Annotated in this window: 21 protein-coding genes; 5 read left to right on the top strand and 16 right to left on the bottom strand. The window is 72.6% G+C overall.

Features of this window, described 5'->3' with window-relative positions; translation table 11 throughout:
* Positions 1 to 356: 356 nt before the first annotated feature.
* The 3 genes from ACWD4J_RS04085 to ACWD4J_RS04095 form a co-directional block, all read right to left on the bottom strand.
* On the bottom strand, positions 357 to 1814 hold the full coding sequence (locus tag ACWD4J_RS04085; RefSeq protein ID WP_451393721.1) for an FG-GAP-like repeat-containing protein: 1458 nt from the start codon (positions 1812 to 1814) through the stop codon (positions 357 to 359).
* 436 nt (positions 1815 to 2250) lie between these two features.
* A complete protein-coding gene (locus ACWD4J_RS04090; RefSeq protein ID WP_451393722.1) occupies positions 2251 to 2451 on the bottom strand; it encodes a hypothetical protein in 201 nt (66 codons plus the stop codon).
* A 170-nt stretch (positions 2452 to 2621) separates the two neighbouring features.
* Complete coding sequence (locus ACWD4J_RS04095; protein ID WP_451393723.1) at positions 2622 to 3125, bottom strand: DUF2231 domain-containing protein; 504 nt, start codon at positions 3123 to 3125, stop codon at positions 2622 to 2624.
* A gap of 277 nt (positions 3126 to 3402) precedes the next feature.
* Between ACWD4J_RS04095 and ACWD4J_RS04100 the strand changes: the two genes are divergently transcribed.
* Positions 3403 to 5733, top strand: coding sequence for a heavy metal translocating P-type ATPase (locus ACWD4J_RS04100; RefSeq protein ID WP_451393724.1), 2331 nt, complete (start codon positions 3403 to 3405; stop codon positions 5731 to 5733).
* A gap of 55 nt (positions 5734 to 5788) precedes the next feature.
* Here ACWD4J_RS04100 and ACWD4J_RS04105 read toward each other — a convergent pair whose 3' ends face one another.
* Positions 5789 to 6505: a class I SAM-dependent methyltransferase gene (locus tag ACWD4J_RS04105; protein ID WP_451393725.1), complete on the bottom strand. Its 717-nt coding sequence runs from the start codon at positions 6503 to 6505 to the stop codon at positions 5789 to 5791.
* Between the two features lie 69 nt (positions 6506 to 6574).
* On the opposite strand from ACWD4J_RS04105, the gene ACWD4J_RS04110 reads away from it, so the two are divergent.
* Positions 6575 to 7507 (top strand): helix-turn-helix domain-containing protein, encoded by a 933-nt coding sequence (locus tag ACWD4J_RS04110; RefSeq protein ID WP_451393726.1) that lies wholly within the window; start codon positions 6575 to 6577, stop codon positions 7505 to 7507.
* A gap of 38 nt (positions 7508 to 7545) precedes the next feature.
* Here the strand turns inward: ACWD4J_RS04110 and ACWD4J_RS04115 are convergent, their stop codons facing one another.
* From ACWD4J_RS04115 to ACWD4J_RS04125, 3 genes are all read right to left on the bottom strand, one after another.
* On the bottom strand, positions 7546 to 8259 hold the full coding sequence (locus ACWD4J_RS04115) for a phosphatase PAP2 family protein (RefSeq protein ID WP_451393727.1): 714 nt from the start codon (positions 8257 to 8259) through the stop codon (positions 7546 to 7548).
* Positions 8260 to 8450: 191 nt separating this feature from the next.
* Positions 8451 to 9257 carry a VTC domain-containing protein gene (locus ACWD4J_RS04120; protein WP_451393728.1) on the bottom strand — a complete coding sequence of 269 codons (807 nt, stop codon included), beginning with the start codon at positions 9255 to 9257 and terminating at the stop codon, positions 8451 to 8453.
* Complete coding sequence (locus ACWD4J_RS04125) at positions 9254 to 9898, bottom strand: DUF4956 domain-containing protein (protein ID WP_451393729.1); 645 nt, start codon at positions 9896 to 9898, stop codon at positions 9254 to 9256. The genes ACWD4J_RS04120 and ACWD4J_RS04125 overlap by 4 nt, the downstream gene beginning before the upstream one ends.
* A 335-nt stretch (positions 9899 to 10233) precedes the next feature.
* Here ACWD4J_RS04125 and ACWD4J_RS04130 point away from each other — a divergent pair, with 335 nt between their 5' ends.
* From ACWD4J_RS04130 to ACWD4J_RS04140, 3 genes are all read left to right on the top strand, one after another.
* Complete coding sequence (locus ACWD4J_RS04130) at positions 10234 to 10833, top strand: DUF6058 family natural product biosynthesis protein (RefSeq protein ID WP_451393730.1); 600 nt, start codon at positions 10234 to 10236, stop codon at positions 10831 to 10833.
* A gap of 158 nt (positions 10834 to 10991) precedes the next feature.
* A complete protein-coding gene (locus tag ACWD4J_RS04135; protein WP_451393731.1) occupies positions 10992 to 11240 on the top strand; it encodes an SCO4226 family nickel-binding protein in 249 nt (82 codons plus the stop codon).
* A gap of 236 nt (positions 11241 to 11476) precedes the next feature.
* On the top strand, positions 11477 to 11686 hold the full coding sequence (locus ACWD4J_RS04140) for an Os1348 family NHLP clan protein (protein WP_451393732.1): 210 nt from the start codon (positions 11477 to 11479) through the stop codon (positions 11684 to 11686).
* Positions 11687 to 11780: 94 nt separating this feature from the next.
* Here the strand turns inward: ACWD4J_RS04140 and ACWD4J_RS04145 are convergent, their stop codons facing one another.
* The 9 genes from ACWD4J_RS04145 to ACWD4J_RS04185 form a co-directional block, all read right to left on the bottom strand.
* Entirely contained in the window at positions 11781 to 14972 is a 3192-nt protein-coding gene (locus ACWD4J_RS04145; RefSeq protein ID WP_451393733.1) for a lantibiotic dehydratase, read from the bottom strand.
* A complete protein-coding gene (locus ACWD4J_RS04150; RefSeq protein WP_451393734.1) occupies positions 14959 to 17034 on the bottom strand; it encodes an AfsR/SARP family transcriptional regulator in 2076 nt (691 codons plus the stop codon). The genes ACWD4J_RS04145 and ACWD4J_RS04150 overlap by 14 nt, the downstream gene beginning before the upstream one ends.
* Before the next feature lie 237 nt (positions 17035 to 17271).
* On the bottom strand, positions 17272 to 18291 hold the full coding sequence (locus tag ACWD4J_RS04155; RefSeq protein WP_451393735.1) for a ketoacyl-ACP synthase III family protein: 1020 nt from the start codon (positions 18289 to 18291) through the stop codon (positions 17272 to 17274).
* A gap of 203 nt (positions 18292 to 18494) precedes the next feature.
* Positions 18495 to 19145 carry a GAF domain-containing protein gene (locus ACWD4J_RS04160; RefSeq protein WP_451393736.1) on the bottom strand — a complete coding sequence of 217 codons (651 nt, stop codon included), beginning with the start codon at positions 19143 to 19145 and terminating at the stop codon, positions 18495 to 18497.
* Positions 19146 to 19199: 54 nt separating this feature from the next.
* Positions 19200 to 20249: a S8 family peptidase gene (locus ACWD4J_RS04165; RefSeq protein ID WP_451393737.1), complete on the bottom strand. Its 1050-nt coding sequence runs from the start codon at positions 20247 to 20249 to the stop codon at positions 19200 to 19202.
* Positions 20246 to 23356, bottom strand: coding sequence for an AAA family ATPase (locus ACWD4J_RS04170; protein ID WP_451393738.1), 3111 nt, complete (start codon positions 23354 to 23356; stop codon positions 20246 to 20248). Before ACWD4J_RS04170 ends, ACWD4J_RS04165 begins: the two co-directional genes overlap by 4 nt.
* A complete protein-coding gene (locus tag ACWD4J_RS04175; RefSeq protein WP_451393739.1) occupies positions 23353 to 24132 on the bottom strand; it encodes an iron-containing redox enzyme family protein in 780 nt (259 codons plus the stop codon). The genes ACWD4J_RS04170 and ACWD4J_RS04175 overlap by 4 nt, the downstream gene beginning before the upstream one ends.
* Entirely contained in the window at positions 24129 to 25187 is a 1059-nt protein-coding gene (locus ACWD4J_RS04180) for a hypothetical protein (RefSeq protein ID WP_451393740.1), read from the bottom strand. The genes ACWD4J_RS04175 and ACWD4J_RS04180 overlap by 4 nt, the downstream gene beginning before the upstream one ends.
* Entirely contained in the window at positions 25187 to 26395 is a 1209-nt protein-coding gene (locus ACWD4J_RS04185) for a radical SAM protein (protein WP_451393741.1), read from the bottom strand. The genes ACWD4J_RS04180 and ACWD4J_RS04185 overlap by 1 nt, the downstream gene beginning before the upstream one ends.
* Positions 26396 to 26434 lie beyond the last annotated feature (39 nt).

The following is a 26434-nucleotide window of genomic DNA, read 5'->3' on the forward strand; positions in this document are numbered from 1 at the left end:
AGCCGACGACGTCGCGTCGTCACCGCCCAGCAACTGTTCGAGTCGTTCCCGCTGCACGCTCTCACCCTCGGCCACGATCGTGCTGTACAGCAACGAAGTACAGCAACCCCAGCAACCGCCAGCACCCAACATCGGTTGCCATGCCCCTTCCCGCAGCCTGTATGACCTCCAATGACCGATCTCTTCAGAGCTACGGATCAGAAGGTTGCAGGTTCGAATCCTGCCGAGTGCACACAGGTCAAAGCCCCCTCGGGATCATCCCGGAGGCATCACGCACTAAGTGGTAAGTCAGCACAACGGAAGGGGCGGCGCCGGGTTCCTCCGGTGCCGCCCCTTCCGGCTATCTGTCTACATGCTCAGGAGCCCGACATGGCGTCCCCGAACATGGGGTCGTCCCCCGATTTCGCAATGCCCACGGACGACGCACCGAAGCTCACCGCGCCGGTGGCCGTGACGCCTCCGGTGGAGCCGCGCAGGACCCATACGGCACCGTCGTCGCTGTTCTCGCCGCCCGCGCCCACCGACAGATCGGCGCGGCCGTCCTTGTTGTGGTCGGCTAGGTGGATGGCGTCGCCGAACATGTCCGACGACTCGTTGGCGCCCGGGACACCCGAGGTGCCCTGGTTGAAGGACTGGGCTCCGGTCCCCGTCAGGCCGGAGGCGCCGCCGCGCAGCACCCAGACGTTGCCGGCGTCGTTGCCGGAGCCGATGGACTCGAAGGGGGCGCCGACGGCGAGGTCCGGGTAGCCGTCGCCGTTGACGTCGCCCGCTGCGAGCGTGTTGCCGAACAGGTCCCACGACTCGTCCGCCCCCGGCACGCCCTCGGTGGCCTGGCTGAAGACGCCGGTGCGGGCGGTGTCGACGCCGGCCGCGGCGCCGTAGTACACGGTGACGTAGCCGCCGAGCGCCGTCTGGTCCCCGATGGGGTCATCGTCGGTGCCGATGACGAGGTCGTCGTGGCCGTCCTTGTCGAAGTCGGCCGCGGTGAGCGAGGCGGGGCTGTCGTCGCTCACCTGGGTCTGCAGGGTGAGTCCGGCCGAGGAGCCCCGGTAGACGAAGGTGCCGGCGAAGGAGCCCACCACCACGTCGTCCGCGCCGTCGTTGTCGAAGTCCCCGGCGGCCAGATCGACGGCGCCGTCCGGGTATGCGCCGGACTCGATCTGCGCGTCGAAGCGCAGCTTCCCGGCCGCGCCGCCGGACTTGGTGAAGCCGCCCTTGAAGATCCACACGTCCTTGCCGGTGGAACCGACCGCCAGATCGGCCTTCCCGTCACCGGTGAAGTCACCGACCGCGAGGGACTGGCCGAACCGGTCGTGGCCGGACGCGTTCGGGTCGCTGATCGTCGTGCCGCCTGACAGGCCGGACGAGCCGCCCCACAGGATCGTGACCGAACCGCCGTCGACATCGCCGCTGACGTCCTCCAGCGGTGTGCCCACGACGAGATCGCCGTAGCCGTCTCTGTTGAGGTCGCCGTGCGCGAGTTCGGTGCCGAAGCGGTCGGAGGTCTCCGAGGCGCCCGGCACGCCGGAGGAACTCTGCGATGTGGTCTTGTGGCGCGCGGCGCTGATACCGCTCGACGAGCCGTAGTTGACGACCACGGCGCCCGCCTTCGCCTTCCCACCCGCAACAGCACCCGGGGCGCCGGTCGCCAGATCGCGGTAGCCATCACCGTTGAAGTCGTCGGCGAGGCCCGACGCGGCGGCACTCGCGCCCTCGGGCAGGGTGATGAGCAGGCCACCGGCCAGGGCGGCCGCGACGGCGGTGGCGCCCAGAACGACGGGACGCCGGGAGCGCTTGTGATGAGGCCGGGACATGGGTTCCCCTCCAAGACATACGTGTGGGCTACACAGATATGACCTCTGGTGAGCCTGAAGGGTTGCACGGGAAAGGAGAGGGGAGGCAGCAGTACAGCAGCGAAGTACAGCAACTCCAGCAACCGCCAGCGCCCACCATCGGTTCTCACGGCCCTCCCGGCAGCCTGCATGACCTCCAATGACCGATCTCTGCAGAGCTACGGTGCGGCTGCGGCGGGCGATCGTGGTGCTGATGTCCGCCCAGTGCCAGACGGTCAAGGACATCACCTCGCTGATGCAGGTCGGCGAGGACCCACGACGAGCAGAACGCCGCCATCGCCGACTACATCCGCCGGCGCAACAGCCGGTCCGAGCCGAAGGTCCGCTTTGCGCCCGAGTCACCCATCCGGCGGTGGAGCGAATACCCGGCCAGGGCTTCTGGGCGCGCCGGGAAGGGTCAGTTCCCGGACGGAAGGCTGTAGAGCTGCGCAGGGTCGCCCGAGAGGGCGGCCTTGACGAAGCGACTGGGGTCGTCGACCAGCACCTCGATGGCCCCGGCCTGCACGCCGTCGAGGCTGGCTCGGGCGACGTCAGTCGGGTCGATCTTGGGAGCGTCGCGTCCCGCCATCATGTCGGTGTCTGCGGCGCCCAGGTGCACGCCCTGGACAAGGGTCTGCTGACCGGCCAGGGCCCGGACTGTGCACCGCTCACGGCACCGACGGCCCGGAGAGCCATGCCCAGTGGCAGGCGCAGTCGCGCCACAGTTGTGGAGTGAGCGCCCGGACCTTCACGTGCTCGTCCCGACCGTCGGAGCGAGCACGCAACAGGTCAGTCACCGTCCCTGTCGCCTCCCGACGCCGTCTTGGAGAAGCCGTCCTGCCATGCGGCCTTCGCGCCCGAGTCGCCGATGCGGTAGACGTCCACGACGGCTCCCGCGGCCACGACGAGCGACAGGGCCGCAGCCGCGATACGCACCGGCGCGGCGGACCGGCGTGTGGTGCGGGACGTGGCGGTGCGGCGGGCCGCCCACCAGACGACGACCGCCAGGACGAACAGGCCCATGGCCCAGGGGAGCAGGCCGTCGCCGAGCTCCGCGTGCCGGCGTACCAGCGCGTTGCTGTCGACGTGCTTCTCCAGCCACTCCCCGGCCCCGGTGGTGAGCGGCACGCTCGCGAGTGTGACCAGGGCGAGCAGCGGCAGCACGATGCCCAAGCGCTGTGCCGCCGTCGACCAGATCGCGCAGACCACGAGTGCCAGTGCGGTCAGGGGAACGAGTACGACGACGAAATGCACGAGCAAAATGTGCGCCGGCAGGCCGTTGACCAGGCTCATTGGGGGTTCCTCCAGGGGGGGTTGGCGCACGCTGCGCCGATCGGGCGCGCCAGCCTGGCACAGGAAGTTCTCAGCTTCTTCTGAGCCCCAGCATGATCGATCTCCTCGCCCGGCCTCCACACCGATGACGGTCCGGCACGACGGGCACGCGTATGCACTGTCCGTACAGCCCCGCAGCAGGGCCGGACGTCCCCTGCCGATGCTGCGACCGGCTGCCACGATGGGATGGGGAGGGACCGACCACAGGGTCGCCGCGCCGGACGGACCGAGGTGTTTCATGGACCACACCCCCCTCACAGAACGGCTGCGCCGCCTGGGCGCGGCCATCGTGTCCCCACGGCTCGAACCCGTCCTCCTGGCCGTCACCGCTGCAGCCCTGGTCGGCGGCGGCATCGCCTGGCTCCTCGGCGCCGGCAGCCTCGCGGACCTGTTCTGGGCTCTTGGCACCGTCTCCGCCGTCGTCCCCGCTGTGGCATGGGTGATGGCCGCACTGCGGCGCGGTCACGCGGGCGTGGACCTGATCGCCGTACTCGCCCTGGGCGGCACTCTGGCCGTGGGCGAGTACCTGGCCGGTGCCCTGATCGCGTTCATGCTCGCCAGCGGCCGCACCCTCGAGGCAGCGGCCCAGCGGCGGGCCTCCCATGACCTGCGCGCGCTGCTGGAACGAGCGCCACGCTCGGCACGCCGCCGCACGGACGCCGGAGTGGCAACCGTGCCGCTGGGAGAGGTCGCCGTCGGCGACCTGCTCGTCGTCGGCCCCGGCGAAGTCGTCCCCGTCGACGGCCGTGTGGAGGCCACCGCCGCCGTCCTCGACGAGTCGGTGCTCACCGGTGAGCCCCTCCAGGTCGAGCGGGTGCAGGGCGACGGAGTGCGCAGCGGCGTGGTCAACGCCGGCGGCGCCTTCGAACTGCGCGCCACCGCCACCGAGCAGGACAGCACGTACGCCGGAATCGTGAGGCTGGCCCAGCAGGCCGGCGCCGAGTCCGCGCCGGTCGTACGGCTGGCCGACCGGTATGCGGCCTGGTTCCTTCCCCTGTCCCTCATCGTGGCGGGACTGGCGTGGCTGATCAGCGGCTCTGCGGTACGGGCGGTCGCCGTTCTCGTGGTCGCCACCCCGTGCCCCCTGCTGCTGGCCGCCCCGGTCGCCATCGTCTCCGGCCTCTCCCGCGCCGCCCGCCTCGGCGTGGTCGTCCGCGACGGCGGCGCACTGGAGAACCTCGGCCGTGCCGGCACCGTCCTGCTCGACAAGACCGGCACCCTCACCCGCGGACGCCCCCGCGCCCTCGACATCACCGCCGCCCCCGGCCTGAAGCCGGCGGAGGTGCTCCGTCTGGCGGCCTCGGTCGACCAGTACTCGCCGCACGTGCTGGCGCAGGCCCTCGTCGATGCCGCGCGGGAACGCAATCTGGAGCTGTCGGTCCCCTCCGACGTCAGCGAGGAGCCCGGCCGGGGTGCCACCGGCACCGTGGACGGACACCAGGTCTATGTGGGCCGCCTCAGCGCCTCCGGCGCACGGCCGGCCTGGGCCCGGGCGGTCGACAACCGCGCCCTCCTCGACGGCGCGGCCGTCGCCTGGCTCACCGTCGACGGACACCCGGCCGGCGCCGTCCTGCTGCGCGACCCCCTCCGGCATGACGCCCCGCACACGCTGCGCCACCTGCGGGCGGCCGGCATCGAGCGGGTGCTGATGCTCACCGGCGACCGCGCCGCACCCGCCCACGAAGTCGCCGCCGTCCTCGGCCTCGACGACGTACGCGCCGAACTCAGCCCCGCCGACAAGGTCGCCGCCGTACGCGCCGAACGCGAGCACGCCGTCACCGTGATGGTCGGCGACGGCGTCAACGACGCTCCCGCGCTCGCCGCCGCCGACATCGGCGTCGCCATGGGCGCCCGCGGCTCCACCGCCTCCTCCGAAGCCGCCGACATCGTCCTGACCACCGACCGCGTCGACCGCCTCGCGGACGCCGTCGCCATCGCCCAACGCACCCGGCGCATCGCCGTGCAAAGCGCCCTCGGCGGCATGCTGATGTCTCTTGCCGCCATGGGCGCAGCCGCCGCCGGCCTGCTCCCGCCCGCCGCTGGCGCACTGCTCCAGGAGGGTATCGACGTCGCCGTCATCCTCAACGCCCTGCGCGCCCTGCGCGTCGGCCAGGCCGCACGGCCGGCCCTCACCCCCGCAGCCGAAGCCCTCATCCACCGCTTCGCCGCCGAACACGACGATCTCCAAGACGTCCTGGAATCCGTACGCGACGCCGCCGACCGCCTCTCCGACACCCCGGGCCCCAAGGCCCTCGCCGCCGTCGAGGAGACCCACCGCCTTCTCACCGAACGACTGCTGCCCCACGAATACGCCGAGGAACACGAGCTCTACCCGGCCCTCGCCCCTACCCTCGGCGGCCCGGAGGCCACCGCCACCATGAGCCGCGCCCACACCGAGATCGAACGGCTCTCCCGCCGCATCGACACCCATCTCCAACTCGCGCACGCCGACGGCGGCTTGGCCCCCGAACAACTGGACGACCTGCGTTCCTGCCTCTACGGCCTGAACACCGTCCTGCGCCTGCACTTCACCCAGGAAGAAGAGAACTACTTCTCCCTCGCCCCGTAGACTCAGTTTCCTGCCCACGGCTCCTTCGATGCGCACCAGGCCGTCCGGCAGGGGGTTATTTCCGGGCCGGTCCGCTCGGGTGGGCCAGTTCGATGCCGACTCGTCCGCCGATCCGCAGTGCCATGGTGCGAGTCGGCTCCACGGTGAAGCCGGCTGCCGCGATCCGCTGCGACACGGCGTCGCCGACATTGCCGCGCATCTGTTCGCCCATCCGGCCGCGCATCCCGGGCTGCCGGCGTCCTCGGCCGTGCCCGTGGTCATGCCCGTGCCCGTGGTCATGCCCGTGCTCGTCGAACACCGGGTCGGCCAGGACCAGGAGCCCGTCGGGCCGCAGCACCCGGCGCACTTCGGCAAGCAGCACGTCCCTCGACGCGCTGTCCAGGTGGTGCAGCATCAGGCTGGAGAAAACCCGGTCGAACGAGCCGTCGCGATAGGGCAGTTCCTGGGCGAACCCGCGGTCCAGCCTTACGGTGAGGCCGGCCTGCTTGGCCTTGCGCCCGGCGCGGGCCAGCGCCTTCGGGTCCGGGTCCAGCCCGACGAGGTCCACGTTCCTGTGCTGCTGACCGGTCGCCCGCAGCAGGTTCCCGGTGCCGCAGCCGACGTCCAGCACCCGGTGGCCGTCGCGCAACTCGGCCAGCGTGATCATCTTTTGGTGGATGGGCCGCAGCCCGAACACGTGGTGCGCCACGTCGTACAGCGGCGTCAGGAAGTTCTTGCCCAAGCCCGGGATGTACTCCCGTTCGGCATGCGACTGAGACAGTTTTTCGGTCATGCCTTCATGCTGACCGCTCCTGTAGCTGCGGACCTGTACGATCCACGGCTTCAATGGGACGATTCGACGGTGAGGACCGTGCGGAAGGCGCCCAGCCGGGACCGGCCGGTGACCTACTCGATGCTGCCGGCACCCGGCGAGCTGCCCGTGGCGACCTGGCGGCTGGAGCAAGGCTGGGAGAGCGCCGGAACCTTCGAGGAGCATGCGCACGACTTCCCCGGCCTGGCGTACTTCCGGACCGCAGGCGGGCTGCTGCGCACCGGTCGGCGGGCCTGGCCGATCGAGGCCGGCGACTTGTTCGTCATCGCGCCCGGCGACGTGATGGGCTATATCCACGCCCACGATCTGGCCCACGCCCATGGCTGGGGCGTCTTCTTCACCGCCGACGCGCTCGGCCCAGATGTCCCCGGCGCCCACCTGGCCTGGCGCACGCACCCGTTGCTGTTCCCGTTCGTCCGCGGCGGAGCGACCGGCGCCCTGCGGCTGCGGGTGCCCGAACCGGACCGGCCTGAGTGGACCACCCGGATCCAGTCCCTGCACGACGAACTGGCGCAACGTCAGGACAGCCACCGGGAGGCTGCTCTGGCCCACCTGACACTGCTGCTGGTCGGAGTGTCCCGGCTCGCCGCCGACGTCGTGGGCGACCTGCGCGCGAACCGGGAACCACTGCTCGCCGAGGTGTTCGAGGTCATCGAGCAGCGCTACCCACAACCGCTGTCACTGCGCGACGTGGCCGCCGCAGTCAGCATCTCCCCAGGCCACCTCACCTCGACGGTACGCCGGCGGACCGGGCGTACCGTGCAGGAGTGGATCACCGAGCGCCGGATGGTACAAGCCCGGCGCCTGCTGGCCGCGACCGAACTGCCGATCAGCGCGATCGGCAGGCAAGTGGGCTTCCCGGACCCCGGCTACTTCGCCCGTACCTTCGGCAAGGTGCACGGACTGAGCCCCGCACAGTGGCGGCGAGCCGGCGCCGATCCCGGAAGCAGGCCGAGAGGCTGAGCAGCCCAGGAGGTCAGGCCCTCGCCCGTGGTCACGGTTCACAAGGTCACCCCTGGTGAACCGGTGCGGGAGGCGGTGGCCAGCACGTATTCGCCGACCAGGTCACCGAGCAGGGCACCGGCAAGGATGTCGCTGGGTACGTGCCCCGACATGTAGACACGCGAGTAGACCACCTCGGCCTGCATCCACCGGTAGTCGGCGGCTCGGTGTGGAGCGAAGCTGCCGAGTACGGTGACGGCGGCGGCGGCGGACGCGGCGTGCCCGGACGGGTACGAGCAAGGGCACGTGCTCCCGGTCCTGCGCTTCTTCTCCGGCCGCAGCGACGGGTCGAGGACGTACGGGGAGGGTTGCCGGTAGCGGGCGTCCAGTCGGCCGTTGATCGTCCCGGCCAATTTCAGGGCGGCCTTGAGCTGGGTCCGCTCCGCGTCCCCTTTGCCCGCTGGGATCAGTTCACGCTGGTCGGACAGGTACAGCTGCCAAATGTCCTCCTTCCCGTGGACCTCGAGCCAGCCAGCAGCCCTCCTTCCGGCGGCGGTACGCGCGCGGGCGAGTGTCCTGAGCTGCCCGATCTCAGCGGCTCGCTGGTCCGCCGACGGCGGGCGAGGGACACGCTGCGCCACCCAGAGAAGGAACGCCTTGTCGTCGCGGGCGGTGCCATGCTGCCTCCGCCACTGGGCGAAGAGCTCATCCGCCGCCCGCTTCTGCTCGGCGAGCTTGGTGGTCCAGCCACTGACGTCGGTGTCGGGGAACATCGTGGGCGGGGGGCTTTGCCGGATCCGCTCGACCGCAGTGGCCTTCGCGGTGCCTGCAGGGAACACCTGAGACCCGACCACGCCCAGCACGGCTGCCAAGGCCGCGACGACCGCGACTGCCTTGTACGTCCATGTGGCACCGGGCGAGGCTGCTGTACCGGCTGGTTCCTTCCGATGGTTCGGGGCGCCCACTACAACACCACCGGTGGTTCCGTGCACACAAGGGTGTGAAAGCAGCTCCGTGCGATGCGGCGGACGTCATGGTCAGGGAGACCGGGAATCAGCAGGGCCTGCCCGACGAGGTACTTGCTGAACGAGATCGGCCGGGCCCCCAGCTTGATCAGCAGTCGGTCGGCGGCCGCCGGGCGAGGCCCGCCCTTGGTCTCGACGAGAACCAGGTCATGGCGCAAGGCGGCGGCCGCGTGGCCGCGATGGCAGCTCAACCGGCCGTCGAGAGTGACCCTGCTGCCCGCGTCCAGGTCGGCGAGGGCCGCTCGTTCGCAGCGGACCTCCGCGGCAGCGGACAGGGAGGCCGCCTTGACGGGTACGCCGTCGCTCTGGAACACGCCGTCCACGAAGGCGGCGGCCCTGGTCCCCAGGCGGCCGTAATCCTCGGCCTGGATCGTGTACGCGTGCTTGACCGTGGCACCGCGGCCGTCCTTGGTCTTGACCTCGGCGCGGCACAACCTGTCCTCGGCATAGAGCCGGGTGCGGACCTTCCAGCGGCGCCTCCGCCCCTGGGCGTGGGCACGCCAGGCACCCAGCCCGGGAGTGTCGAAGTACATGCTGTAGTACCCGGTGGTACGGCGGCCACCGAGGTCCAGGACGTGATGGGTCGGCGCGAGGGCTGCCACGAACCAGCGCGCCGTAAGGAGCAGGACCAGGTACTTGCGGTCGACCCGGTGCTGCAGCGCGGCAGCAGAGTCGACCTCCGTCAGCGTCGCCCCGCGCAGGCCGGCCAGACCGAGCGAGTCGGCGAGGGAGACCGGGCCGGTCACACGGACCTGCTCTCGACGAGGCCGAACCACGCCGGATCCGGACTCACCCCCTCGTCACGCACGTCCCAGTTCACGGATCTGTCGGCGCGGTACTGGACCAGGACACGCGTCGTCTCCCGCACGTAGTCGACCTCGTCCACCAGCACCGCCACCGGCTCCTGACCGAACCGGAACGCGACGTCCTGGTGGATCGCACCCGGGTCGGCATACAGCCGGTCCAAGGTCAGCTTCACGACCCGAACCGGCTGGTGCGCCTGCGGGCCGTCCATGACCAGAACCGCCGCCAGCATCAGCGCGTCCAGAACGACGACGAACCAGGTCTCCCGCTGGGGCAGCCCGCTGCACAGGGCGATGACCAGTGCCACAAAGGTGTACGCGACATCCTTGGCGGTGAAGGCGGCGCTGCGCAGCCTCACCAGCGAGAGCATGCCGAACAGGCCGAAGCCCACACCGGCAGGAAATCTCCCCGCACTCATCGCGCTCATCGCCGCGAACAGGCCGATGTTGAGCGCGGTGAGCATCAACGGCATCTGTGGCACGGGACGGCCGCGCCGGTGCGACAGGCCCACCAGTGCCATCAGCGCGAGGACGTCGAGCCCGCCCCGGGTGACCAGGTCCCAGGGCCCCGTACCTGCCATCATGCGCACCACCTTGCCAACACTGTCCAATCATTCAGGACAATTCGTCCAGTGAGATTGGACGACGGTAGCCGTGCGCTTGACCCCGGGCAAGCGGCTGCCACGCACCCCTTACGACCGAGCCGTACCGGAAACGGCAGGTGGGAGGCTTCGACCGGCACAACGTATGCATTCCGGCCGTTCGCGAGCGCCACCCGATGGAGTGATCGACGCCCGTACGGCCCGTACGGCCCGCGCTCGGTTGCGAATGGTTCGGTGAGTGCCGAACCATCCGGCCGCTAGCGTGCGGAATCCCGTGCGGGAGATCCCCGCGCTGGTGACGCCGGAGGACCACCCCCATGTCGGAGACAGACCTGAAGCAGCAGCTCGCCGAGCGGTTCCGCGAGGTCAACGGCGCCCATCCGATGACCGATGCCGACGATGCGTATGTCAGCGCGCAGTTCGTCGCCCTGGAGGAACTGTGCGCAGTCCATGGCCGCGACAGCGGTGCGGTCCGCCGGCTCATGCTGGGGCAGCGTCTGCCGCTTCCGGGATATCTGCGTTCCGACGGTACTGAGATGGTGCCGGCCGACCTGTTCGCTCCAGCCGACGAAGCGGGTGGCGAAGACCAGCTCGAAGCGTGGTTCACCGCTCACTGGGCCGACCCGGTCGCCGGGAAGGCGGAGTGGAATGCGTATCTCAGCGGACAGTACGTATGCCTGCACTCGGTGACCCCGGCCGCCATTCAGCGCAAGGATTACCTGACGACCGCGATCAGTGCCGCAGCGAACGAACCGGATGCCGGTTCAGCACAGTGGGCGGAGCGGCTGCACGCCTTGATCGATGAACTCGACGCGCTGGAACCGGCGTTCACCGCCTACGACCGTCTCCGGTTCGGCGGGCCCACGTCCCGGGACACCTGCATCGACGCCGTGCGCGCCCGCTTCCCGCGCCCGTGACGGGCGTCGACCATGCCGCTGACCAGCCAATGTGCCGACCCGGGCGGCGCCGCATCGACCGCCCCGGGTGACCGACGGGTGACGCTTCGTCGCTCATGAGGTGGGCTTCCGATGCCGGGTGCAGCATGGAAGTACCGGCGATCAGGAGGTGCGTGATCATGGCCGAGTTCATGGACGTTCACCACGGGATGAAGGGGATCACGAGCGAGCAACTGCGGGAAGCGCACCGCGCGGACCTGGCCATCGAGTCCGAGGAGCGGGTGCACTTCAAGCAGGCCTGGGCAGACCCTCAGTCCGGCGAGGTCTACTGCCTGTCGGAGGCGCCGTCGGCGGAGGCGGTGCAGCGCGTTCACGAGCGCGCCGGCCACCCGGCGGACGAGATCCACCCGGTGCCGCTCACGGCCTGACACCGTGCCCGGCGCGGAGATGCGCGCAGTCGGTCGCATGTACGCCATCCGGTCCCGCCATGTACGCCATCCGCCGCACCGCATAGGCCATTGGCCGCTGCGGTATCCGCCATCTCCCGGGGACAGTTAGGCCATGGCGGCGGATCTTCGGCGGGGCTCCGCGGACCAGGATTGAAGACGTCAAAGGGAAGCCGGGAAACACCGGCGGACCGCAGCGCACTTACCTGGAGGACTCCATGTCCGAGTCTCGTCCCCGCCTTCGCGAACTGATCCAGCGCGCCATCACCGACGACGACTTCGCTCGCAGCTTCCTCGCCGACCCGTCGGCGCTGGCCAGCGAGTACAACCTGACCGAGGACCAGGTGGAGAAGGTCCGCGAGCTCGCCGCCCAGGGTCTGTTCCAGGCCGAGGTCGAGGCTCACGACTCCACCCCGGCGTACTACTAAGCCGTATAGCCGTATATCGGTGCTACAGGCCGTAGGCCGTATTTGGTGCTACTGAGCTGGCTCGTGCGGATGGCGGCGGCCCGGCCCCAACGGGTCACCGCCGTCCCGCGGCCCGGGACCGCGCCAGGTCGCGGGCCAGGGTTACGGCGATCCGCTCCACCGAACGGTCCGGTCCTGCCAGCCGGTTGCAGTGCATGTGTACGAGTGACCGGGCGACCGGCTCCGTTTCCTCCCCGTTGGCGAGGAGCCGGGAGCGGTAGGCCAGCACCGCCGCGTGCCAGTCCGCGCGAGCGGAGTGCGCCCCCCGATCGTGGGTCTCCACGGGTGCGGGGGGCTGCCCGCGTTGTGCCGGACGCAGGCGGGTGAACCGTCGTCGTTCAGCGGCGGACAGGCGGGGCGCCGGGAGCCGCGCGACCGCGTCCTGCGATCCGAGCAGGCCGGCCAGCAGGTCGTGCGCACCGGCCGCCGCCACACCGGCCGGATCCGCGGTTCCCGTCATCGATGCCAGGCGCTCCAGCACCAGCAGGGAGTCCCGGTGGAAGACCTCCTCCGCCGCGGCCATGCAGGCGCTGCCGCCGTAGCGTGCCTCCTCCGGGCGGTAGGGGGCCAGGACGAAGTCCCGGATCAGCCCGTCGTGCCGCAACTGCGTACTGACGTCGTGCAGTACGGGCAGGAGCAGCGTCGTGAGCGAGGCGGGCCTGCCGTGGAAACGCAGGCGCAACTCCGGCACCCCTGCTGGGTCGGCCGCTCGTACGAAGAACCAGCGGTCCACCCCGGCCCGCTCCACGGCTTCCCGCAGTGGGCCGTCGGCGAGTTCCCTCAGGACGGAGTCCTGTAGTTCGGGGAGCGCGGTCAGGCCTGCGCACAGCCATGGGCCGCCGGGGAGGTGTACGGGGGCAGCGGGGGCAGTTGGGGCCGCATGGGCCTGGCGCGGTCCGCGTGATGGGGGAGTTTCTGGGTGCGAAGCGCGTGGCCGTAGCGGGAAGACGAACTCCGCCGTATGGGGGCCGTCGGGCGCGGTCGGCCAGCCCGCCGTACGCCATGCCGCCACGCCGCCGGGGGGTTCGGTGACGGCGGTGATCCGGCGGTCGAGGCACTCGCGGCGCAGGAGTTCGGCGTGCGCGGGATCCGCCGGTTCCAGCGCGAGCCGCCGGTCCCCGGAGCCCGCCAGGACGACTTCGGGAAGGCCGTGCGCCGTCTGCCAGCGTGCGAGGCCGTCCCTCCATTCCTGTTCGGTGGCCACCTCTGCCAGGTGTCCCAGGTCGGGTGGCAGCCGCCAGCGGGCCGGGGCGAGCACGGCCCGCCCGACCCGGACGCGGGGCAGCCAGGGGAGGGCGTCGGCTGTCCCCCAGTCCCAGGCCGTCCATGGCGTGGCGCCGTCGCGGCCCAGGGCGAGGAGCAGGCGGGCGGTCGCGTCGGCGTGCCGCGGGTCGAGGGCAGAGTGGCTGATCGGCCGGATCTCCCGGCCGAGCCGCGCCGAGTGCAGCCGCAGCCTGTCCGGCTCGGCGATGACGTAGAGGTCGTCCAGGGTCAGGTCGCGGCTCGTACGGCGGCGCGGAAGGGGTGTCAGGTCGATGCGGTAGGCGGTCCGGCCTGTTTCGCCGACGAGGTCCGTCGCCCGGGCGGCGGGCGGTCGGAAGACGACTTCCGCTTCGATCGGGGCGGGGGTTGGGGCCGGGGCCGGCGTCTGGAAGAGACCGGGCGCCTGCGTCCCGAAGAGATCCGCGTGGCGTCCGGCCACGGCCCCGGCCGGTCCCTGGCCGCCGTGCGGGGCCAGGACCACGAGGAAGCCCCCGCGGGCGAGCGCTTCGGCGGAGTCGGTGACGACCTCCGCGAAGACGTCCGTGGACGGAGGTACGGCACTTACGCCGGTGACGGTCCGAAGCCTGTGGATCGTTGCTCTGTCCAGCCGTAGTTCGGCCCGGCCGGCGTGCTGTGCGTCCAGGGCCAGCCGGGTCAGCAGCCGGTCGCGGGCGGTGAGGTGCGGCGGCGGGTCCGCGGGCGGGCGGGGTGGGGTGTGCAGACCGAGGGACTCGGTCGGGTCCAGCAGCTCCGGCAGCGGGATCGGGCGGCCGATGCCGTACCGGTCCAGGATCGCCAACCGCAGTGCGGCGAGCGTCCGGTCGGGGCGAGGCGGGGCCAGGGCCCATGCCGTGGCCGCGGCGTGTTCGACCTCGTCGACGACGGCGCGGGGCAGACGCAGATCCGTGTCCAGCACCGTGTCGGCCACGAGTCCGGCTTCCCGCCCGTGCACCGCGTGGACCGCGTGCAGCCGGCGGCGCAGGCCGCGCAGCGCGTCGGCGTCGGGGCGGGCAGCCGCCCGCCTCACGTCCCGGCGCAGGCCCCGGAGCCGGTCTGCGAGCGGATGACCCGCCAGCCGGGCGCCGAGATGAGCGAGCGGGTCGGTGTCGCCTGGCTGTGGAAGCAGATCGCCGGCCAGCAGCCCCGCGGCGAGCAGGCCGGCGACGCATCGCGCCAGCTCGTCCCGGTCGGCGTCAGGCGCGGCTGCGGACAGCAGGGCGAGGAGTGTGGCGTGGCGGATGCCGGGGCCGTCCGCACCAGTTGCTGTCGCATCGTCCGCTGCCGCGCCGTCTGCCGCCGCGCCGTCTGCTGCTGCCAGGGCCAGTACGGTGTCGACGAGCGGGGATCTGCGTACGGTTGTCCGGACCGTCCAGGCGCCCGGTGAGCCGGTGGCCCGGTCCAGTAGGAGTTGGAGGGCGCCGCGGCGCCGGACAGTGGGGGCCGTGGCGATGCGCACCTGGGGCGCCGTCCGGGGCAGCTCCGGGTCCGCCTCCAGGGCGGCGACCAGGTCGGCGGTCCACTGCGGTGCGGGGCGCAGGTGCACGTGGTGGTCGCTGCCGATGCCGCCCAGGGGCACGGGTCCGGTCCCGATCAGCGCCGTACCGGCGAGCAGCCCGAACGGCGTGGCGCGGTGGCGCAGCCGGAGCAGGTATCCGGTGAGTGCGAGCGTCAGCCGTCTGCGGTCGGCGGCCCGGGGCGGTACGGGTCCGGTCAGTGCCCGTATCAGGTCCGGCGAGGCCAGTTCGAGGGCGGCCATGAGCTGCGGCGATGCGGCGTGGACGGCCCGGCGCAGCCCTTCGAGCCGTGCCGGGTCGTCCGGCGGCCGGGGGCCGGTGACGGCGTCCGCCGCCAGGGTGCGCGGTGCCAGCGACGCGCGGAGCACGACGGTATCGCCGCACTCGTACGCCCGTGCGCTCGCGTACGTCCGATCACACGCGTACGTCCGATCCCCCGCGTACGCCTGTTCGCGGTCAAAGGCCGCCATCTTCGACCATCTGGGTGAGCAGTTGCTGGGCGAACACCCACAGCGGTAGCGGCATCTCGAAGGGCGCGGGAGGGGTGTCCGGGGCCGGTGCCCGGTCCGTGATGGCCAGCGCGTGTGCGTCCGCGAGCCGCTCCAGCAGTTCCTCCAGGTCACCGGGGCGCTGAACGGGGGGAGCCCAGACCGCGGCGAGCCGGGCGAGTGCCATGCGGTCCGCGGCGTTCAGGGTCCGCACGTACCGGTCGAAGCAGTCGCGGACCGATCGGTCTCCGACGGTCAGCTCGTCCAGCAGACGGCGGCTGTCCGCCAGGCGGTCGGCGAAACGTTTCAGCGGTAGGTGCGGCATCCCGGCCATGCGTGCCCCGGCGATGCGTACGGCGAGGGGTAGCAGCCCGCAGGCGCGGATGATGCGCAGCGCCGCCTCCGGGTCCTCGGCCACCCGCCCGGGTCCGATGATGCGGCGCAGCAACTCCACCGCCTCCTCCTCCGAGAACACCCCGATGTCGAAGTGGCCGACCCCTTCGAGGCCGCCCAGGTGACGACAGCCGGTCACGATCACCGAGCAGTGGCCCGCTCCGGGGAGAAGGGGACGGACCTGTGCCTCGTCGGCCGCGCCGTCCAGCAGGAGAAGCAGTCTGAGCTCGGCGAGCCGGCCGCGCAGCAGGGCGCTGCGGTCCCCTTCCGATCCCGGCGAACGCGCGGGAACCGGGGCGGGAACCGGGCTGCCGAGCCTGCTCAGCAGGTCGTCCAGGAGTTCCCCGGGTGGCCGTGGCGTGCCCTCGGCGTCGCGCATGGGCAGGAGGATCTGACCGTCCGGGAACCGTGCGGCGAGCGCCTGTGCGGCCTGGAGGGCGAGCGCGGTCGTGCCCGAACCCGGTGGCCCGGAGACCGCGGCGCAGCGGCCCGTGCGGACCGCGGTCGCCGAGCCCGCGCCGAAGTGGGCGACGAGGTTCGTGAGTTCGGCCTGTCGCCCCGTGAAGTCGGGTACGGCTCTGGGCAGTCCGGTCAGACGGGGTGGCGGGGGCGGTGGGGGCGGTGCGGGGTGGCCGGTCGTCCGCGCCTCGTCCACGACGGTCGTGGAGGCTGTGGAGGCCGTGGAGGCTGTGGCGATCGGGGAAGCTGTCGCCGTCGTGGTGGCTGTCGTGGTCGTGGCAGCCTCGGCGGGCGCAGGGAGTGGGGCGGGTCTCGGCGGCGCCATCGCTGCGGGCGGTACGGCCAGATGCGCCACAACCTCTGCATCATGCCGCGGCGCCATACGGGCAGCGGTCGCCGACGGGGCCACGAAGGGGGCCGGGGCGTTCAGCGCGGGATCCCCCGACAGGATCTTCTGGTAGAGCCGCTGGAGCGCCGGGCTCGGGCCCAGGCCGAGCTCGCCCGCCAGCAGTTGCCTCAGGTTGTCGTACTCCGCGAGCGCCTCGGCCTGCCGACCACCGCGGCAGAGCGCGGTGAGCTGCTGGCTGCGCAGTCGCTCACGGAGGGGATGCAGGGTGACAAGGGCCTCGATCTCCTCCAGCACCTCGCCGTGGTTGCCGAGGGCCAACTCCGCCTCGAACCAGTCCTCGTACGCGGCCAAGCGCCGGTCGTCCAGGCGGCGCGCCTCCGCGCGCAGTGCGGGCGAGACCAGCAGGTCGGCCAGGGCCGGACCGCGCCACAGTGCGAGGGCCTCCCGGGTGCGTGCGGCCGCGGTCCGGATGTCGCCTCGGCGTAAGGCCAGCCGCCCCGCCCTCGACAGGTCCTCGAACCGCAGCGCGTCGACCTCGGAAGGGTCGAGTCGCAGCTGGTAGCCGAGGGAGCGGTGGCGCAGGCGGTTCGTCCGGCCGTCCGCCGCGAGGAGCTTGCGCAGGTGGGAGATGTAGACCTGGATGTTCTTGTGCGCCGTGCGCGGCGGGCCGTCCCACCACAGGGTGTCCGTCAACTCCTCGATGAGGACGACGCCGTTGCACCGGCACAGCAGCATCGCGAGCAGCAGACGCTGTTTGAAAGGGCCTATGTCCAGTTCATTTCCGTCACATTCGGGTCCGTCGGATTCGGGTCCGAACTCGTCGGTTCGGAGTTCCGCAGTCAACGGGCCGAGAATGCAGAATGAAATCTGCACAGTTTTGCCGCCCCCCGGTACAATTCCTGCTCTCCCTGGTGAGCTCCTGCTCTCTCTGGTGAGCGCAGGCCAGGTCCATACCTGACGATCAAACTAATCCGGGGGCGAAATCTCGTCAACGCGACGATCGTCGTAGCGAATACGACTTTGGTGGCGGTCAAACGGCCCGCAGCACCATGCTGTCGGACGGCCCGCACCACCCTGCTGTCACACGGCCCGCACCACCATGCACGACCAGCTGAACCCGGCGGTCGCCGAGAGCAGCACACCGATCTCGCCCGGCTGCAGCCTGCCCGCCGCCGTGATGTCCGCGAGGTTGGCCGCCATGTCGCCCGCGCCGAGGTGGCCGGTGCGGGCGCCCAGGTTCAGGACCTCGGCCTTGGTCAGGCCGGCCAGCACCGAAGTGTACGACCGGTCGATGAGTTCGGCGCCGAAGCGGGGAGGTGCGATGAGGCGGACGCGTGCGTCGTCCATGGCGATGCCGGCCTGTTCCAGCGCCGAGGTGACGGTGGAGCGCACGGCGTCACCCGCGATGGCGGCGAAGCGCTGGCCGCCCCCGGACGCCAGGAACTCGACGAGGCTGGCCCGGATGTCTACTTTCGGCCGGTGCTGGAATGCACCGGTTCCCCACGGCGTCGATCCCCGGTACATGACCTCGAATTCCGGCGCGGCCTTGCTGGCGGTGCTGAGCACCTCGTACCCGCCGCGCTCCCGGTCGAGTACGAGCGCGGTGGCGCCGTCACCGTAAACCGCGTCGAAATTGGCGCTCCAGCGGTCGAATCGCGGTGGCGCGAACCGCTCTGCCGTGGTCAGTACGGCGGAGCGCATCCCGGGGTCGCACAGCAGCCGGCAGGCCATCACCTCCAGCGCGGCGAAACCGCCGTTGCAGCCGAGGTCGACGCCCAGCGGCAGGGCGTTCGACAACTCGAGTTCGTTGATGACGTAGTGCACCGGCTGCCAGTAGTCCTGGCCCTGGTAATAGGTCCAGGCGTGCACGAGCAGGCCGACGTCCTCGGCCGCGACCCCGCTCTCGGCCAGCGCCGCCCGGCCCGCGCGCACCGCCATCTGCGGCGGAGCGCAGTCGCTGACGGGGATCTCGGTGTACGCGTTCTTGGCGGCCCGTTCCGGTTCGATCCTGCCGTCGCGTACGGCGTCGGCGACGGCTTCCCGGCGCTCCGGCAGCCACAGCGCGGTCGCGGCGATCTTCAGGGGCGTTGTGAATCGCATGGTCGTCCTTGGGGTCGAGACGGGCGGAGGCGAGCGAGAGGGTCAGGGCGGACGCGGAGACGGTCGAGCGGGGGCCCGCGCTCGGACCTGCCGCCCCGCGGGCGCTCGGGCGTCGTCGGTCAGCCGGCCAGTGACGGCAGTCCTTGTTCAGCCGACCAGTGACAGCAGTCCGTGGTCAGCCGGCCAGTGACAACAGCCGGTGATCAACCGGCCAGTGACAGCAGCCGATGCACCGAGTCCAGCAGGTGCAGACCCGCCTCGCGGCGGTCCGCGCCGAGGCGGTCCAGGAGTCGGGCCACCTCGGCCAGGTCGCTCAGTTCGGTATCGCCCTGGCTGAGCATGGCGTGGGCCTTGCGGTTGTGCTGGACGACGCCGAGGGCCACCGCCGCCTGCCCGGCGAAGAGGGTGAGGAGATCCGCCGCGCCGAGCGGGCTCACCGTGGTGGGCGCGGGATCGAGCACCTCCATCACGCCGATGGTCTCCTCGCCGCGCATCAGCGGCGCCGCCATCAGCGAGCTCGGCACATAGCCGGTGGTCTCGGCCAGGTCCCGGGCGAAGGCGGGGTTCGTCGCCAGATCGGCGACCACCAGCGGCTCCTGCGCGGCCAGCACCCAGCCGGCGATGCCGCGGGAGGCGGGGAACCGCTCGCCGACCAGATGGCCCTCGCCCTCGCCGGAGACGGCTTCAAACACCAGTTCATCCGTCTGCTCGTCGAACAGGAAGACCGACGCCGCCGCGGCGCCGAACAGCGCCCGGGCGACGGTCACCACGGAATCGAGCAACTCCTGGTGGTCGCGTTCCGCCTCGCCCAGCAGGGCGGAGACGACGGCGACCACATCGCGGTTGTCGGTCATGCGGGCCCCTTCTCGTTGGTGGTCAGGCTCGTTGGTGGTCTCGCTCGTTGGTGGTCACGTCGCCGGGCGCACGTTGCCGGAGAGCAGATGGAGCAGGCTCTTCATCTGAAAGGGGGTCAGCTGGGGGTGTTTGCTCAACGCCAGCGCGCAGTAACCCGCGACGTGGGGGGTGGCGAAGCTGTTGCCGGTGACCCGGGTGCGCGAACCGCCGAGCCAGGCGACCTCGACGTCCGTGCCGTGGGCGAAGAACTCCACCGGAGGGGTGGGGTTGTACAGGAGCAGCCCGGGGTCCCGGACCGCATGGCTGCCGACCGAGATGACGGAGGCGAACCGCCACGGGAAGCTCTCCACCGGGGTGTTGTGGGCGGAGCACACCAGGAGGGTGCCGCGGAAGAACGCCTCGTCGGCGATCGCGTGCAGGGCCTCGGAGAACCGGCCGCGCGTGGTCGACAGGCTGACGCTGACCACGTCGTACCCCTGCCCGACCGCCCAGCGCAGCCCGGTGAGGAAGGCGTTGCCGGACGAGCTGTAGCGCTCGCCGAGCACGCGGACGCTGTGCAGCTCGCACTCCGGCGCCAGCGCGCGGATGATTCCCGCGCACGCGGTGCCGTGGCCGCAGGTGTCGCCGTCCGGGACCTGCTGGACGCACAGGTCGCCGTCGTCGCCGGTGGTGACGGCGAAGGAGCCCTGGACCGGGCCCACATCGGGATGGTCGCCCTCCACGCCGCTGTCCACGACGCACACGCGTACGCCGCGGCCGCTCGCGCCGCTCCAGGCCCACCCAGGTGTGATGTGCGCGGGCCAGTCCGTCTCGACGGCCAGGTCGGACGTGCTCCGGCCGAGGGCGTTCCAGGTGAGCGCGGGGCGGCCGGCGGGCCGGGGGGTCTGCGGTGGGCGGGCCGCCGGGATCCGGGGCGGACTGGCCGGCGGGATCCGGGGCGGGCTCGCCGTGCGGCTCCGCGGCGCGCTCGCCACCGGGCTCCGCGGTGGGCTCTGCGGTGGGCCCTGTGTCGAACTCTGCGTCGTGCCCTGTGTCGAGCCGTTCGCCGAGCTGGGCGTGGCGCTCTGCGTGGCGCTCTGCGCCGTGTTCTGTACAGGAATCATGACGCATCCGGTTGGCGGGACGTGACGGCGAGGGAGGCGGCCCAGCGGACACCGACGAGGTGGCCTTTGGCCGCGAAGAGGCGCTCCGCGGCGCCCGCGGCCGTGGCCGCCGCGGCGCGGTCGCCGAGGGCGTGCAGGACGTGTGCGCGGTCCAGCTGGGCCATCGCCTGACAGCCGGTGGAGTCGGTGCCGGCCGCGGTTCGCACGGCTCGCCCGGACTCCCGCAGTGCGGAACCCCGCTCGCCGCGCAGCGCCAGCGCCCGTGCCCGCACCCCGTGGATCTCCGCCTCCACGAAGGGGTCCCCGGTGGCCGCGGAGGTCTCGGTGGCGGCCAGCGCCGCACCGTCCTTGCCCTGCTCCAGCAGCGCGCGGGCCAGTGCGGCGGCTGCTGCCGATGAACTGAGCGTGTCGCCGTGGCGTTCGGCGGCCGCGGCGGCGTCGCGCAGCAGCGCCTCGGCCGTCGACCACTGCCCGGCGAGCCCCTCCACCGTGGCGGCGAAGATCATCGAAGGGGCGGCGCCGAACGCGTGCCCGAGCTCCTCGATGATCCGGATCGAGCCGTGGAGAAGGGCGCGGGCCTCGTCGTACCCGCCGCGGTAGGCGAGGAGCACCGCCTGCGGGCAGCTCACCGTGGCGCGTACCGCGCGGCGTCCTTCGGCGTGTTCGGCCAGCAGCGCATGGCAGCCCGCCAGCGCGGGCTCGACCGGGGTGGGGCCGCGCCACAGGGAGGTCGCCAGGCCGCCGATCACGGTGGCGAGTTCGAACTGTGTGTCGGTGTGCAGGGCATGCCGCAGGGCGCGCCGCAGCAGATCCTCCGCCTCCTGATAGCGGCCGGCGAGCTGGCGCAGCTGGCCGACGCGCAACCAGACACGCGTCAGCCCGAGATGGTCCTGTGCGGCCTCGAAGACCGGCACGGCTGCCAGCGCCTCATCGGCGGCGGCCGGGCCGGGCAGCTCCAGGGCGGCGACCAGCAACCGGGCGTGGCAGGCGCTGCGCTCGTCGTCGGCCGCCGACGCCTCGCCGGCCAGGGCCCGCAGGGTCCCCAGGGCCTCCGGGTCGGTACCGAGCAGCAGCCTCGCCTCGGCGAGGGCGACGGCGGCGCCCAGCCGGCCGGGCGCGTCCGGCTCGTACAACTCCAGGGCGCGGGACAGTAGTTCGGCCGCCCACCGCAGGTCGCTGCGGCGCAGCGCCAGGGCGCCGGCCGCGGCCAGCGACCGGGCCGCCTCGGCCCGCAGCCGGCCCACGCGCCCGTGGTCGGCCGGCCCCAGCTCGACGGCGAGCAGGTACGCCTGCTCCAGGTGGAGCCCGACCAGGTCGGGGCTGTCGGTGTGCTGCCGGTGCCAGGCGGCGAGCAGTTCGTGGTAGCGCAGGCGGGCCCGCTTGGCCAGGGTGTGGTAGGCCACGTCGCGGACCAGCACACCGGAGAAGCGGTACGTGGCGGAGGGCTCGGGGACGATCAGCCGACGGCGGGTCAGTGTGCCGAGTTCCTGGTCCGGCGGGTGGCCGAGGGCCGGTTCCGCCCGCAGCAGCGCCGCCAGTTCCGGGGTGGAGAAGCGGCGGCCGGGGACGGCCGCGCGCTGCAGCACCTCCCGCTCCGCGGGGTGCAGCAGGTCCATCCGGGCGGCGATGACGGACTGCACGGTCGGCGGCAGCGCGTCGGTGCCGCCCTGGTCGGCCATGGCCACGAGCTGTTCCAGGTAGAACGGGTTGCCTTCGGCCCGCTCCACGATCCGGTCCACCAGCTCCGCCGGGTACGGGGCCGCGGCCTCGCTCACCGCGGCGACGAGGAGCCTCGCCTCTGTGGCGGCCAGCGGCCCGAGCGGCAGCAGAGCCGCGCCCGGCCGGCCGCGGCCCCAGGAGCCGTCGGTCTCCAGCAGCTCGGACCGGGCCAGGCCGAGGACGACGACCGCGGCGCCGGAGATCCGGGCGGCGAGTTGCTCCAGGATGCCGAGCAGCTCGGGCTTGGCCCACTGGAGGTCGTCGAGGACCAGGAGCACGGGGTGGTGCCGGCCGATGGCCTCCAGTACCAGGACCGCGGCCCAGGTGAGCTGGTCCGGCAGTTCACCGGGTGCCCCGTCGCGCAGCAGGCCGGACTCCAGGCCGGCCAGCGCGTCCCGGACGTCGTCCGAAGCCCCGTATTCCAGGACGCCTCGTTCCCGCGCCGCGGTCACCACCTGCCGCAGCGCCTCCCCCAGCGCGTGCAGCGTGCGGCCCTCGCCGTACGGCGGGCAGCGGCCCACACCGGCCAGGGCGCCGTCCTCGGCCGCCGCCCGGACCGCGAACTCCGCCGCCAGGCGGGTCTTGCCGACGCCGGACTCCCCGTGGACCGTCACCAGCCGGCACGACGCCGTGCGAACGGTCTCGCGGAGCACCCCGGCGAGGTGCCCCAGTTCGGCCTCGCGCCCGAAGTACGGCGCGTCGCCCGTGTGGAACAACGTGGTCTCCGCCTGCCACAGCTCCACCAGCCGCCAGGCGGGTACGGGCTGTGCCTTGCCCTTCAGGGAGAGTTCCCCGACGGGGTCGGCGATGGCCGTGCTCGCCGTGAGACTGCGGGTGAGCGGGCCGAGGATGATCTCGCCCGGGCCGGCGTGCTGCTGGAGGCGGGCGGCGACGTTCACCGCCTCGCCGGAGGTGAGCACCTGCCCCGAGAGCGCGTCCTCGACGGCCACGACCTCACCGGTGTTCACACCGATGCGGATGCCGATCTGCACCCCGATCTGCGCGCGCAGTTCGGCGTTGAGGGACTCCAGGGCGTGGCACATCTCCGTCGCGGCCCGCAGCGCGCGCAGTGCGTCGTCCTCGTGCAGGACCGGCACGCCGAACACCGCCACCACCGCGTCCCCGATGTACTTCTCCACCGTGCCGCCGTGCCGTTCCAGGCAGGAGCGCATCAGCGAGTAGTACCGGACCATGAGTTCACGCAGCGGCTCCGGGTCGAGGCCGCCGCTGAGGGCCGTCGAGTCCGTCATGTCGCAGAACAGGACGGTCACGGTGCGCCGCGACTCGCGCGCCGGCAGGGCCGAGGGCTCCACCGCCACCCTGGCACCGCAGTTGGGGCAGAAGCGGGCGCCCTGGGGCAGCGCGGCCCGGCAGGAGGCACAGGTCATGACCGCGGCACCGGGAAAGGCGACGCCGGGAAGCGCGACGCCGCGAAGCGCGAGGCCGGGGAGCGCGAGGCCGGGAAGCTAGGCGCCGGGTCCGGGTCCGCCTGCGCCAGGTCGCGCAGCAGCGCCGCGGCCCGGCCGGCCGTGTACGCCGCGCTGCGGGCCACCGCCGCGGCGACCGCGGGGCTGAGCGGCAGTTCGTCCAGCAGGCGGTCCAGGTCCCGCAGGTGGCCCGGGTCGTCGGCGGCGTGGGCCGCGAGGGTGCGGAACGCGGCGGACGGCAGCCCGGTGAGAGCGGGCAGGCGGCGGGCCAGGTCCGGGTCCGGCGGGCACCCCTCCAGTACCGCGATGTGGCCGAGCAGGCAGGCCGGGTGGTAGTGGCGTATCCAGTAGTACTGGGCGCCGGCCAGCGCAGCGACATCCGCTGCGGGCACGTTGTCCAGCACGGCCTGCGGCGTGATGCCGTCGGCTGCGGCCTGGTCCTGCAGGATGGCCAGATCCTGCAGGAGCCAGTCGTCGTGCCCCTGCTCCTCGGCGATGTGCGCCTCGAAGTAGCGCGCCAGCGGCCCGGCGCAGGGATCGCCGGGCGGCAGGTCGGCGCACTGCCGGGCGGCGGCCTCCATCAGCGGTACGGAGGCCCGGATCAGCCCGTGCATGACGGCGAGGTAGGCGGGATAGCGCTCCTTCAGCCGTGGAGCGGTCCACAACGTCCGGGCGGCGGACCGCACTTCGGGGAGGGTCAGCAACAGGGTGCTGCGCACCAGGGCCGCCGCGCTCATGCGCTCACCTCCGCCCCAGCCGCGTCCGCCGGTCCCACCGTGTCCGCCGCGTCCGCCGTCTCCGCAGGCCGCGAGCGGTGCGACACCGTGAGGCCGATGGCCCGTACGGCGGGATCGCGGTCCGCGCCGCGTTCGAGCAGTGCCCAGCACAGCGAGCAGATGTCCTGGTGGCGGCGCTCTGCCAGATCCCGGTGGGCAGGCAGCAGGGTGAGTCGTCCGGGGCCTGCGCCCGCGATCGCGCGGAGGTAGGCGTCGTGCTCCTGGGCCCGCAGCCGCTCGTGCAGCTCCCGCGCGTCGCGCGCCGAGGAGTGCAGCGCGGCGGGACCGTGCCCGGTGACCACGTCCTCGTTGCAGCAGGCCGTCAGCCGGCCGTCGTACCGGACCACGGGGGACGAGGCGAGCGGGCAGGCGCCGAAGGACCTGCCGGGCCTGCCCGGACCGGCCGGGGCCAGGTGAGCGGCGCGGCCGCGCGCCAGCAGCGGGGTCCGCCGTATCTCGGCCCGGTCGGTCCAGGACGGTCCGAGTGCCGTGGCCAGCAGGCGCCGCGCCCGCGCCGCCTGTGCGGGGGTGTCGAGCACCTGCACGGCGATCCACGCGCCCGCTTCGGCCGTGGCCGTCAGCGCGGCGAGGTAGCGGCGGTCGGGGATGCGCGCGGCGTGGTGGTCGTCGGTGCTCAGCACCACGCAGGACGCGCGGGAGAGGACGGCACGGGTCCAGCGTGGCGCGGTGCCGTCGTCGCGACCCCAGTTGCCGCTCGTGTACAGCACCAGTTGCTTGCCGGCTGCGGCCAGCTCGGCGGTGGCCGGCTCCAGGGCGCGGCGGGCCGTGAAGGGCTCGCCGCCGGAGATTCCCACCAGGCGCAGGCCGGGCATCGTGCACAGGCCGTTCACCAGGCGCGCGAGGAGCTGCGGATCCGCCGCCGGACGCCGCCGGGCAAGGGCGTCGACGGAGCAGTGGTCGCAGCCGACCGGGCAGTGATCGGTGAGGTAGAGCAGCACGGCGCGGCCCGGCAGGGCACGCAGCCGGTCGGCCTCGGCGAGCGTCAGGGCACGCATCAGGCGGCCCCCTCGGCCGGCCGCCCGTCGCTGCCGAGCAGCACCAGCCCGGCGCGGGAGGCGGCGCCGTGCCGGCGGGCGAAGCCGGCCGGGCCCGACTGCTGTTGGAGAGCGATGGCCTGCTGTTCGAGCAGTGCCGCCGATGGCCGGGAGGCGTCGGCCTCGATGCGCCGGAGCGCTTCCGGTGCACCGGCGAGGGACCGGCAGGTCCCGCAGTAGTCGAGGGCCGCCGTACCGGGTCCGGAACCGGTGCCCGGGTGAACGGGCGCGGCGAGGTGGCGCTGCGCGAGCTGCAACGGGCCGTACGTGCGCAGCGCCCGCAGCACCGGAGCGGAGGTGACACGGCGGCGGACCTGCGGCCAGGTCGTGGAGCCGACGTGGCCGAGCCGCAGATGCCCGGCGACCGGACGCTCGTCGAGGGTGTCCTGGTTGCAGCAGGCCGTGATGGTCCCGTCGAACCCGACGACGGGCCAGGCCGCGAGGTCGCAGGGCGCCGCCCGCAGCAGCGCCGGGGCCGGCGTGTGGCCGGTGCCGTGATCGCTCGTACCGTCACGGCCCGTACCCTGATCGCCCGTACCGTCGCCGCCCGTGCCGTGCCCGCGTGTGCCGTCGCCCGAACCCCACTCCCGAGCCCGGCCCACCCGCTGCACCGTGCCGGCGAGCATCGGGACCCGGTCGCCGAACTCCCGGCGGACCTGTTCGGTCAGTTCCGTCAGGTACGGGTCGTCGGGACTGTTCCCGCAGGCCTGGATGCTGGCGTCCCGGCCGTCCGCCAGCAGTTCGTGCAGGACGCGGAAGACCTGGTGCCGGGGCACGTACTCCTCGTGGAAGACGTCGAGGCTCACCGCGACGTGGTCCACGGCCCGCAGCGCGGAGCGCACGGCCGGCGGCGTGGTGCCGCCGCGGGCGAAGAACGCGCCGGTCAGCAGGTAACTGCGGGTGCCGGCCGCGCGTGCCGTGGTGGCGAGGGCGTGCACCAACGACGGGCGCAGCAGCGGTTCGCCGCCCGTGAGCAGCAGGAACTCCGGATGGTCCGCGCGACTGAACCCGGCCACGAACCGGCGCAGCAGGGCGCCGGACTGCTGCTCCGCGGCCGGCGCGGAGGAGGTCGAGCAGTGGCGGCAGCTGAGCGGGCAGCGTCGGGTCAGGGCCAGGAACACCGCGGCGGCGGGCACCGGTCGACGCGCGAGTAGCTCAGCGAGATGCATTGCGGACCTCCTTCAGAGGTCCAAGGCTCCGCACCGCGA

The organism is Streptomyces sp. NPDC002577 (assembly GCF_053594815.1).